The organism is Algoriphagus sp. A40 (assembly GCF_002002735.1).
Classification (GTDB): Bacteria; Bacteroidota; Bacteroidia; order Cytophagales; family Cyclobacteriaceae; genus Algoriphagus.
In genome coordinates this window covers 1-9,578 of record NZ_MUNY01000092.1, presented here as the reverse complement: position 1 = coordinate 9,578, position 9,578 = coordinate 1, and the positions used below count along the sequence as shown (strand labels likewise).

7 protein-coding genes are annotated in these 9,578 nt (G+C 45.7%); 4 read left to right on the top strand and 3 right to left on the bottom strand.

Annotated features, from left to right (window positions below; genetic code table 11):
• Positions 1 to 229 precede the first annotated feature (229 nt).
• The 3 genes from B0E43_RS22680 (at position 230) to B0E43_RS22670 (ending at position 2,383) form a co-directional block, all read left to right on the top strand.
• Positions 230 to 1,729, top strand: coding sequence for a glycoside hydrolase family 3 protein (locus B0E43_RS22680; RefSeq protein ID WP_077353701.1), 1,500 nt, complete (start codon positions 230 to 232; stop codon positions 1,727 to 1,729).
• Positions 1,730 to 1,800: 71 nt separating this feature from the next.
• Positions 1,801 to 2,094, top strand: coding sequence for a type II toxin-antitoxin system RelE/ParE family toxin (locus tag B0E43_RS22675; protein WP_077353700.1), 294 nt, complete (start codon positions 1,801 to 1,803; stop codon positions 2,092 to 2,094).
• 7 nt (positions 2,095 to 2,101) lie between these two features.
• Complete coding sequence (locus B0E43_RS22670; RefSeq protein ID WP_077353699.1) at positions 2,102 to 2,383, top strand: addiction module antidote protein; 282 nt, start codon at positions 2,102 to 2,104, stop codon at positions 2,381 to 2,383.
• A 207-nt stretch (positions 2,384 to 2,590) separates the two neighbouring features.
• Here B0E43_RS22670 and B0E43_RS22665 read toward each other — a convergent pair whose 3' ends face one another.
• The 3 genes from B0E43_RS22665 to gndA form a co-directional block, all read right to left on the bottom strand.
• Positions 2,591 to 3,727, bottom strand: coding sequence for an aldose epimerase family protein (locus B0E43_RS22665; protein WP_077353703.1), 1,137 nt, complete (start codon positions 3,725 to 3,727; stop codon positions 2,591 to 2,593).
• Between the two features lie 166 nt (positions 3,728 to 3,893).
• Positions 3,894 to 5,264, bottom strand: a complete 1,371-nt coding sequence (locus tag B0E43_RS22660; RefSeq protein ID WP_077353698.1) for an amidohydrolase family protein — start codon at positions 5,262 to 5,264, stop codon at positions 3,894 to 3,896.
• A 217-nt stretch (positions 5,265 to 5,481) separates the two neighbouring features.
• Positions 5,482 to 7,377, bottom strand: a complete 1,896-nt coding sequence (gene gndA, locus B0E43_RS22650; protein WP_077353696.1) for an NADP-dependent phosphogluconate dehydrogenase — start codon at positions 7,375 to 7,377, stop codon at positions 5,482 to 5,484.
• A gap of 205 nt (positions 7,378 to 7,582) precedes the next feature.
• Between gndA and B0E43_RS22645 the strand changes: the two genes are divergently transcribed.
• Positions 7,583 to 9,217 carry an ABC-F family ATP-binding cassette domain-containing protein gene (locus B0E43_RS22645; protein ID WP_077353702.1) on the top strand — a complete coding sequence of 545 codons (1,635 nt, stop codon included), beginning with the start codon at positions 7,583 to 7,585 and terminating at the stop codon, positions 9,215 to 9,217.
• The last annotated feature ends 361 nt before the right edge of the window (positions 9,218 to 9,578 follow it).

The following is a 9,578-nucleotide window of genomic DNA, read 5'->3' as shown; positions in this document are numbered from 1 at the left end:
TACTCAACCAAAAAAAGAAATATGTTCTCAAGCTTGCAGCAGAAATGAATATGGAAGTATACCAGACAAAATAAACATTCGATAATTGAATAAAATCAAAATAAATATTATCTCGTCATTGGTAGCGAAGTCGAAGCCTTTTAATGAAAATCCGAATTATCACCCTTCGACTCCGCTCTGGGTGACACGAAACCCTAATTTTCCAATCTTTCAATTTTGCAATATTCAAATGCTAAAAACCCAAAAAATCGCCCAATGCTTCTCTCCTGCGGCATTTATTCACGATACCGAGGAAAACTACCAAGTCATTGAAAAGCTGATTCTAGAAGAAGAAATCGGGGGGTTGACTTTTTTCCACAGCCGTCATTCTGCAGCAGCTAACTTCGAAAAACGGGCCGAAGTCCTGGATGTCACCGGGACTTTTGAAAAGCTGATCGGATTGATCAACCGCTACCAAGCCATTTCCAAAATCCCTCTTTTGATCAGCATCGACGGGGAATACGGCCTGGCGATGCGAGTCGAAAAGACGCCCCAATATCCTTTTGCCATCTCGCTGGGTGCATTGAAAAAAGACTCCGAAACCTGGGTGGAAGAAGTCGGCTACCGCATGGGATTGGACATGAAACGATCCGGCATCCACCTCAATCTCGCCCCCTGCGCTGATGTCAATACAAATCCGAACAATCCGGTGATCGGGTATCGGTCCTTTGGAAATAATCCTGAGAAAGTCGCTAAACTTGCATTTGCTGCCTATTCCGGAATGAAAAAAGCAGGAATTAGCGCTTGCCTGAAGCATTTTCCAGGGCATGGAGATACGGCGACTGATTCCCATTTGGGTTTACCGATTTTGCATAAAACCAAAGCTGAACTGGAAGCCGAAGAACTATTGCCTTTCCAATACGGAATTGATCGAGGTGTGGAAATGATCATGGTGGGACACTTGGCAGTGCCTGCCCTTACCGGAGGAAGAGACATTCCGGCAAGTATCAGCCGAGAATTGATCACCGATTTGCTCAAAGGAGAAATGGGTTTCCAAGGACTCGTGATCTCGGACGCGCTGAATATGAAAGCGGTTGCTAACCTCTATCCCGAGCCCGGCGAACTTGAATGGCAGGCTTTCCATGCCGGAAATGACATCCTGTGCTTTTCGGATCATGTGACAGATGGAATCGAAAAAATCTCTCAAAAAGCCTCAGATGAAGAAGTGGAGGCTGTTTTTGAAAAAGTGATGGACCTGAAAAAGCGACTGGAAGTGCTGGAATCCAAGCCTATCGAAGTTCCGGCTTTCGATTGGGAAAGCCATTCCCGACTCCAAAAACACCTGGCAGAGAACTACGTTTCGGTGATTTCGGGAGAAGTAAATCCTGCTGAACTACAGGCTCTGGCTAAGGCCGGAAAACTGGGCTATCGGGAGTTTTTTACCGCCAACCCGAGCCATTTTTCACAAGCATTGGAACTTCCTTTTTCTCCAAATGATAAAGTCGAAAAAGTGATTTTGGCAGTTTTTGTCCCTAGCCATAAACCGCTAAATCAGTTTGGAATGGATCAAATGGTTTTAGATGAAATCAAAGATTTAGCAAACAGTAGGCCTTGTATTTTGATTCATTTTGGGAATCCACTGGCACTAAAACTCTTGGGTAATTTGAGCGATTTTGAAGTAGTAATTTGTGGATATCAGGGATTTGAGGAGGCGCAGGGGGTGGTGGCTTATGGGCTTTTTTCGGAATAATTCGTAGGAAAAAGTATAGGTTAGAAAAAATTAAAATTTGAAAAACTGTATCCAAGTGAATACATTTGTGTATGTTTTTTCTCGAAAAAACTTCGGAGTTCGATAAGTGGCTGAGAAAGTTGAATGACAGAAAAGCCAAGGCTATAATATTGCTGAGATTACAAAGAATTGAATCTGGCAATTTGGGTGATGTAAGCCAAGTTGGCGATGGAATTGAAGAGATTCGGATTCACTTTGGCCCTGGTTATCGTATCTACTTCAGGAAACAGGGTGGTAAATTGATTCTACTACTTATTGGTGGAGACAAAAGCACTCAGGATTCTGATATAAAAAAAGCAAAAAGTATCTGGAACGAATACAAGTAGACCTAATATGAAACCTACAAAATTTGACATTGCCGAATACTTGAATGATGAAGAAATGGTCCAAGAATACCTCAATACGGTACTCGAAGAAGGAAATTCTCAAGAAATTATCGTTGCGTTGGGCCATGTAGCAAAAGCCATAGGGATGTCAAAAATTGCTGAACAAACCGGATTAAGTCGGCCAAGTCTTTACAAGGCACTTTCTCCGGACTCCAAACCTCAGTTTGAGACCATCTTGAAAGTAATTCGGGCAATTGGTGAGAATTTTCAATTGAAACCGAGCCTGTAATTTTTTCACACTTAATTCGGAATTTTCCCGAATTAACTACCAAAAAACAACAAAACCCTCCAAGGGCTTGAGTGCCTTGGAGGGTTTTTGTTCTTCAGGATTTGCAATCCTGAAGTCCTGTCTTGGGATTTTTAATCCCCAAATTAAAAACACGGATTTGAAATCCTAAAACAGGACCTCGGAATTGCAAATTCCGAGAAACTAGTACTACTTCTCCACCGAAAAACGATACTCGATGTTATGCACGTACTTCTCTCCCGGATTCAGGATCGGGCTGGGGAAGTTGGGCTTGTTGATCGCATCGGGCCAGTTTTGGGATTCGAGACAGAAACCCCAGTGCTTGTCGTAGGTGATCCCGTCCGCTCCCGCAAAATTCTCCAGAAAATTAGCCGTGTAAAACTGCACGCCAACATTATCTGAATACATGTCCATCACGCGGCCACTTTCAGGATGGCGCACTTTTACGAAATGCTTCATGTCGGATGATTTCTCCAGCTTTTGCACCATGTTGTGGTCAAAACCTCCTCCATTGGCAGTGATTTGGTCACCCAGGATTTTTGGTGTGCGGAAGTCAAACGGCGTTCCAGTCACATCTTTTACTTCACCGGTTGGGATCAATCCCGCGTCCACAGGAGTATAGGCATCCGCCCAAAACTGAAACTCATGATCCAATACATCCCGGTGAATTCCACCGAGGTTGAAATAGGTGTGATTGGTGAGGTTTACGATTGTGGCTTGATCCGTAGTGGCTTCAAAGCGGATGCGAAGCGTATTTTCAAGGCTTAGTTCCATCCATAGTGTCGAAGTCAAAGTTCCGGGATAGCCTTCTTCCCCATCCGGGCTTGTGTAGGTCATTTTTACTCCCACGATGGAATCATTGGTGTAGGTTTCCGGTGTCCAAACTTTTTTGTTAAAGCCAACTAACCCACCATGGAGATGATTTTCGCCATTGTTTATAGCGAGTTCGTAAGGTTTACCTTCCAGTTCAAATTTCCCTTTGGCAATTCTGTTGGCCACACGGCCGGCAGTTGCACCGAAAAACGGATTGGATTTGGTCAGATATTCAGGAACACTATCCAAAGTCAGGGTAATGTTTTCCAGCTTGCCATTCTTGTCCGGTACAATAATTTTGGAGATCAGTCCTCCATAATTAGACATTTCCACCTGCATATTCCCGTTGTCCAGGACGTAATGGAATACCGGTTGGCCTTCGTGCTCGGCCACTTTTTCAGCTTTGATCATAAGGTTTACTTCTTCTTTAACAGGTTCTTGGGTTGGTTTTTGAGAGCAGGCCACTGCTGCCGAAAGGATTGCTACAGTGGCGAGATTGTTTAGGTATTTCATGGGTTTTGTTGTGATTTCAAAATTGGAAAATTGAAAGATTGGAAAATTAAGTTGGAAAGTTGAAAGATGGCAAAGTCGTAAGGTATTGGAATCAAAAACCCCAGCTATTAAAACAAGGCTAACTAGCTTCAAGAGTTCGTAAATCGTAATTCAAAAATCTCAAATCCTACTGTCTGATATATTTCTGCCGGATGAGATTCAACTGGAGCTGCAATTCATCACGCTGCATAAACTTTCCGCCAATCATGATCGCCTGCGGTTTTTGCATGGTAGTGAGATCTTCCAGTGGATTCTTCTGTACCATTACAAATTCAGCAGCTGCCCCTGGCTTCAAAACTCCCCATTCTCCACCTTCCTCAAAATACTGAGCGCAATTTATCGAACCGGTTTTCAAAATCTCATAATTGGACATACCGGCTTTGGACATGGATTCAATTTCTCTGTGAATGGAAAATCCCGGCACATTGAATACCTGAGGGGAATCCGAGCTCATGAGCATAGGCACTCCGGCTTTGTGGAGTTCCAAAAAGAGCCATTGGCGAAACTCCAGGTAGGGTTTCACTTTGGCTTCGGCCAAGACTCCGCTGCTTTCCAACTGGGTTTTGGTATTGAACCATTGGGTAACCAGTTGGCCTGGCAGGTAGAACATTTCAGGCTGCTGCCGTAATTCATAAGCTGGCTGAAAGCCAAAATACCGCTCAAAAAGCGTCATAGTCGGTGCGATATAAGACTTATTGTCTAAGGTCATTTTGACCAAACCGGGCAGCAAACTTTTATCCACATCCCCCACAACCAGCATATTGAAAGGGCCGGATTTGGTGGGATCCAGCTTGGATTTGTCGGTGATCATCGCTTCCAGGTAGCCATCGATGTGCTCCACCGAGCGGTAACCGTTTGTCACCGAAGTGACAAGCCCGACATCCATGGATACGTGACCGCCGTAGAAAATGCCTTCTTTCTTTGCCTCATCGGCTATGGCCAGAAACTTTGGAGTATCCAATCCGGGATGAAGCTTGAGGTGATCGTAGCCTGCGGCCTTTTGGTCCCGAACCATCTGTCTCCCTGCATCAGGATCGGTAACAGAATTTCCATTAAGAGATGGGCCGGAAATAAACATTCGGGGACCGGAAATCTCTCCTTTTTCCACCCGGTCTTTCAGTGCCAAATGTGACTCATGCCCCAGCATACTGCGAATCCTCAGCACACCATTGGCCAAATACATCCAAAGCACCTCCTCCTGAAAGACCTCTCCATATTGCTCCGGTGGTGGAATGTGTGCATGAAATTCCGCGAGACCCGGGAAAAGATACATCCCCCGGCCATCCAAAGTCCGGATTCCAGCTACACTGATTTCCTCTTCGGGAGCGATTTCCATGATCACCCCATCTTTCACATAAATCGAATGGTCTTCCAATACTTTGTCATCCTCCATGGTGATGATATTCACATGGTTGATCAGGAGTTCTTGGGAAAAAAGTGCAGAATTAGTAAAAAAGCTCAAAAAAAAGAGCCAAGACAAAATTTTAAAAGGTTTCATAGCTGTCCAGGTTAGGGTTCAGAACATAATTTCGCCCTTTCCTTTTTGCAAACCAATCCGATGGTGGAAATTTTTGTCAACAGACCACCGACGGCAGTCCACGGCAATTCCGAATTCAGATAAACCCAAACGCAATTTGGAATGATGTACTGGGAAAAATTAGAAATGAAAAAGGCCGGAATTTCTCCAGCCCTTCGTAAATCGTAAATCAAAAATCTTAAATCCAGTTCGTGTGGTAAAACTTCCCGCTTGGATCGTCTTTTCGCTGATAAGTGTGAGCACCAAAGTAATCCCGCTGTGCCTGAATGACCGATGCGGAAGATTCTGCCGTGATTCTCCCCAACAAATAGTTGATCCCAGCGCTCATCACCGGCAGAGCAAATCCATGAGTCAAGCCCAATCCAACCAACGCGGCAAGATCTTTTCTTCCTGAAATCACCTGTTCTTTTACTCCTGAAGTTTCAAAGAAGGATACCGAGTCTGAATAGTTAGAAGAAATTGTCTCCATCAGACCGGAGCGGATGATACAGCCATTCGTCCAGATTCTTGCGATTTCATTGAAATTCAGGTTCCAGCCCTTGGTGTCGGAAACAGTTTTCATCAGACGGAAACCAACTTCGTGATTGATGATTCTGGCCAGAGAATAAGCAGCTTTGATCTTTGGCAACCAAGACTCAAGAGCGCCTTCCACTTTTGCAAACTCATGCTTGAAAGTCTGAGAGAATGCCACTCTCATCGCCTTTTCACCCGACACTCCACGAGCATTGACCGATTCAGCAAGCGGACTGTATGGAATTCCGTATTCCAAAGCCGTGGTCAATGACCAAGCACCGGTTCCTTTTTGGCCGGCCTGATCGAGGATATTATCCAAAAGCAAATCTCCATTTTCCTTGAAAAGCAACAGATCGGCAGTGATTTCCAAAAGGAAAGACTTCAGCTCGCCTTTGCCCCACTCGGAAAAAATCTCCGAAACCTGCTCGGCCGAACAATCGAATCCAAATCTAAGCAAGTGTACCAGTTCCGCCAAAACCTGCATTTCTCCATACTCGATGGAGTTGTGCACCATTTTGATAAAGTGACCCGAACCTCCAGGACCTACATAGGTGACACAAGGTTTGCCGTTTTTGTCTTTGGCAGAGATCCTTCCGAGGAAATCCTCCACCATCGCATAGCCTTCGGCATTTCCGCCCGGCATGATGGATGGGCCTTTTCTGGCTCCTTCTTCTCCTCCGGAAACTCCCATGGGCAAAAAGTGCATGCCTGATTCATGAAGTCTTGCGACGCGTCGATCAGAATCGAGGTAAAAAGAATTTCCCCCATCAATCACCAAATCATCTTTTTCAAGGATCGGAATCAAGGCATCCAGTTGGGCATCAATCGCCGCACCGGCAGGAATCATCATGAGGATTCTACGCGGCTTTTCGAGCGAATCCACAAACTTTTGCAAATCCTCGAAGGCAAGCAGATTGGAAAATTCCGGATTTTCATCGACCACTTTCAGGGCGATTCCTTCTTCTTTTCCGGCTACAAATCGGTTATACAGTGATACAGGAACGCCTTTTTCGGCAAGGTTGAGCGCCAGGCTTTTGCCCATCACGCCCATTCCGATCACTCCCATTTTCATTTTCATAGGTTGAGATTTAAGGTAATTGAGAGACTCTTCGAACAATTCTTCGGGAGTCCCGGAAATATCAAGTTCATGGCCTGTCAGCGGTTTTTCCCAGGTAGCAATCTGAGAATCCAACATTCCGGCTTTCATGTAATGGTTTTGGCGGGCAAGCATTCTGTCCCAAATCAGATCCCGGTCACCGATCATGTGGATCCAGCGGAGGTTTTCGGACACGGAGAGTTTTTCCCGGTAAGCATTTTTCAAAGCTGAACAGGCCAATACAGCTCCTCCTTTCAGCTCCGATTCTTCCAATTTATCTGCCAAAGCCTGCAACCAGGGAATCCTGTCCACATCGTCAAGCGGATGACCAGCACTCATTTTTGCGATATTTTCCGCAGGGTGAAAATGGTCCCCATCGTAAAAAGGAAGCCGAAGTTTTTCGGCTAAAAGTGACCCCAGGGTGGTTTTACCTGTTCCTGAGACCCCGGTGACGATTACAAGCATGGGGCGAATTTAGCTTTTTTTGTAGTCAACTGACCACTGTCAACGGTCCACTGCCTGTTTTTTTCATTTGATTTAGCTCAAAATTTAACGGTAAAGTTTTGGTATCCTGCCGTGGTCTGTGGACAGTGGACTGTTGACCAATTTTCCAATCTTCCAATTTTTCAATCTTCAATTTCCTACCTTTGCGCCTTCAATTCCAAGATTCATGATTTCAGTCGATAACGTCGCCGTCATCCACGGCGGCAGCCCACTCTTCAGCAATATTACCTTCAACATCAACGAAAGCGACAAGATCGCCCTCATGGGCAAAAATGGTGCAGGAAAATCCACCTTGCTTAAGATCATCGCCGGTCAAAACAAGCCGAGTTCGGGAGCTGTTTCCGCTCCAAAAGGCTATGTCGTGGCCTATTTGCCACAGCATTTGCTGACGGCGGATGACTGCTCTGTGATGGAGGAGACATCCAAGGCTTTTGCCTCCTATCTGGGGATGAAGGCCGAAATCGAGCGAATCAACGAGGAATTGACGGTCAGAACGGACTACGAATCGGACGCTTACTACAAGTTGATCGAGCAAGTGTCTGAGCTAAGTGAGAAGTTTTATGCCATCGAAGAGGTCAATTACGAGGCTGAGGTGGAAAAAGTACTTTTGGGCTTAGGATTTGTCCGGGATGATTTCCAGCGCTCGACTTCGGAGTTTTCCGGAGGATGGAGGATGCGCATCGAACTCGCAAAAATTCTTTTGCAAAAGCCCGACCTGATTCTACTTGATGAACCGACCAACCACCTAGACATCGAGTCCATTCAGTGGCTGGAGGATTTCCTGATGAACAAAGCGAAAGCTGTCGTGGTCATTTCCCACGACCGGGCATTTGTGGACAACATCACCACCCGGACTATCGAAGTAACCATGGGCCGGATCTACGACTACAAAGCCAAATACAGCCACTACCTGGAGCTGCGCAAAGAGCGTCGCGAGCAGCAGCAGAAGCAGCACGAAGAACAAAAACGTGCCATGGCCGACATTCAGGAATTCATCGACCGCTTCAAAGGCACCTATTCCAAGACTCTCCAAGTGCAATCCCGCGTGAAAATGCTGGAGAAAATGGAAATCATCGAAGTAGACGAAGTGGATAGCTCAGCATTGAAGCTCCGCTTTCCTCCTTCGCCCCGCTCTGGAAAATATCCGGTCATCGTGGACGAAATGGGCAAAACCTACGGAGATCATGTCGTGTTCAAAGACGCCTCCATGACCATCGAGCAGGGTCAAAAGGTAGCTTTTGTCGGGAAAAACGGAGAAGGAAAATCTACCATGATCAAGGCGATCATGGGTGAGATCGACTTTCAGGGCAAATGCGAACTTGGCCACAATGCCATGATCGGGTATTTTGCCCAGAACCAAGCTTCACTTTTAGATGAGAGCTTGACGATTTTCGAAACAATAGATAATATTGCGGTCGGAGAAGTGCGAACCAAAATCAAGGACATTCTCGGAGCCTTCATGTTCAAAGGTGATGACATCAACAAGAAAGTAAAAGTGCTTTCCGGAGGTGAAAAAACCCGATTGGCGATGATCAAGCTATTGCTCGAGCCGGTGAACCTCCTAATTCTCGATGAACCTACCAACCACTTGGACATGAAGACCAAGGACATCATCAAAGATGCTTTGAAGGCATTTGACGGCACCTTGGTCATCGTTTCCCACGACAGGGACTTCCTGGACGGGCTAGTGACCAAAGTGTTTGAGTTTGGGAACAAACGCGTGAAAGAACACTTCGAGGACATCAACGGATTCCTGAGAAATAAGAAACTGGAGAACCTGAGAGAAGTGGAGCGAAAGTGACCCTTCGACTTCCCAACTCTCGTTGGTCAGGTGCTCAGGGTGACATCGGTGTCAGGCTGAGTCTTAAATATTCCGGGAACATACAAAAAGGAAATGACGGGGTTAACTTAGCCTTATCCTAAACAGTTTGGCCGCCTTCGTGATAGTGCACCTGCCTGTCGCTGAGTATGGTTCCGTTGAACTGAGTACAAAAGAATGGTACAGTGATTCACTTGTCCGATTGGTAGCCTGGCACTACAGGTGTTCAACGGGTTTGGGATTTAAAACTAATCCGGATGGAAAAGATCAATCTTCATTCAGCAGGAATCGATATAGGCTCCAGGAGCATTTATATCGGCATCGAAGGAAAGGAAGTGGCAAG